2 protein-coding genes are annotated in these 1,967 nt (G+C 64.2%); both read right to left on the bottom strand.

What is annotated here, in order from left to right; all coding sequences use genetic code 11:
- Positions 1-1,300: DUF1522 domain-containing protein (locus tag C2U70_RS32480; RefSeq protein ID WP_140982827.1), on the bottom strand; the 1,300-nt coding region annotated here is incomplete at its 3' end.
- A gap of 347 nt (positions 1,301-1,647) precedes the next feature.
- Positions 1,648-1,967 (bottom strand): flagellin (locus C2U70_RS32475; protein ID WP_283810414.1); only part of this gene is annotated, 320 nt, incomplete at its 5' end.

Here is a 1,967-nt window from a genome sequence, read left to right as displayed (position 1 = left end):
ACTGTCCGGTTGCCGTCGACAGCGTCGCAGTGCCGTTGGCAGCGATGCTGGCGGTCTGGACGCCAGTGGCAAGGTCGATCGCGTTCAGGACGTCGGTAACCGAGGCGCCCTGCTGATAAATCGTCGAGTTGCCATTGCCGTCGGTGACGACGAAGCCGGACACACCATAGCCCGGGCTCAGAGACGCAGCAGCGGGAGTCGCCGCGTTCTTGAACGTGATGACGTGGCCGTCGACGTTGAGCGTCGAACCGTCAGCGATCAACGCGCTGAGCGAGCCCAGGCTGGTGGGGCGCGTCGCGGAGACGGTCGCGTTGCCGCCACCGGTCGCCGTGCTGAGACCGAGAGCCTTCAGCAGATCGGCCTTGCCGGTGACGCTCAAGTCGGCGCCCGTCGAGCTCTTCAGTGTGACGATGCCGCCCGCGACCGAGGACGCAATCTGACCGATGTTGAGGCTGATGGTCGCGGCACCGGCGGTAATCGAGGCGCTCCTCACGCCGCTTGCAAGATCGATCGCGGTCAAGAGGTCGCCGACCGAGCCGGTCGGGGTACCCGTGGTGCCGACATAGATCGTCGAGTTGCCGCTTGCATCGGTGACGATGTTGCCGGACACGCCCGAGCCGGACGGAACTGCGGTGCTTGCCGGAGCAGTGCCCGCACGGAAAGTGATGGTGTGGCCGTTGACGGTGATCGTGTCGCCGTCCGCGGGCTGGGCGTTGCCGACCAGGCCGGTGGCACTGGTGCCGGTGCCCAGCAGGGTGATGGCGGCGGTCAGTGCCGTCGAGCCGTCGCCGGCGGTCGCGGCTGCGCCCGTCCGGGTACCCGTCAGCGCACCGAGGGCCGAATTCGTCGTCGCAGGTGTCGTGCCGCCCGCCGCGCCTGTGTAGAGCACATTGCTCAAGGCGGTTGTGCTGGCAAAGCTCGTGGTGCCGCGCAGATCGGCAGCGGTTGCCCCCGCAACCGTAGTCGAGACGTTGGACTTGGTGGAGTAACCGACCGTGGTCTGCAGCGCCTGGTTGGCGATCGACTTGGCGCTGTCGATCAACTTCTGCAACGAGGTGATGCCGGTGTTGGCGGCCTGCAGCACCTGCACGCCGTTGGCAATGCCATCGAGCAGGTTGTTGATGTCGCTGGCGCGGTTGTCGAGCGACTGTGCGGTGAAGAAGTTGGTCGGATTGTCGAGCGCGGTGTTGACACTCTTGCCGGTGGACAGGCGATTCTGGGTGGTGGCGAGGAGATCAGCGGTCGACTGCAGCGACAGCAGGTTCTGGCGAACTGACGCAGAGAGAACGATACCGGACATGTCTACTACCTTCTGGTACTACGTGTCGCTCCGACCGCGAACTTCATCGCGCGACGGGTGGAAGCTTCCCGCAAAGCCTCTAACGAAATCTGAAAATGGAACCCATTTTTTCAGTATCGATTCACCATGAAGGCCTCAGAACGCTTGGCGCATCGAGCACCCCCATTGAGTCGCTTGCGTTTTCCGCCGCGACGTGCGGCACTTGCGATCCGTTAACCATAACGAGAGGTTAGAGAACCGGTCGCGTTGCTGCGCGGACGCCGGGATTCTTCCATCCGCTACGCCGACGAAAAAGTGGCGGGGCCGAAGCCCCGCCGCCCTATTTTTCCTGAGATGTCCGCCGCTGATTAGCGGAGCAGCTGCAGCACGCTCTGCTGCGACTGGTTGGCCAGCGAGAGTGCGGAGACCGCGATCGACTGACGGGTCGACAGCGCCTGGCTGTTCGCCGCTTCGACGTTGGTGTCGGCCAAGGTCAGGTTCGACGAGCCGGTCTGCAGCACGTTGATCAGGTTCTTGTTGAAGTCCTGACGCACCTGCACGACCGAGAGGTTCGAACCCAGCGTGGAGGATTCCGACCGCAGCGTGCTCGAGGCAGCGTTGAGGTTGGTCAGCACCCGGTTGGCCGCGGAGTTGTCGATGAAGTCGACACCCACCACCAGCGCGGCGA

Source organism: Bradyrhizobium guangdongense (genome assembly GCF_006483445.1).
Taxonomy (GTDB): Bacteria; Pseudomonadota; Alphaproteobacteria; order Rhizobiales; family Xanthobacteraceae; genus Bradyrhizobium; species Bradyrhizobium guangdongense_A.
The sequence above is the reverse complement of the archived record's forward strand: the minus strand, read 5'-3'. Positions and strand labels throughout refer to the sequence as shown.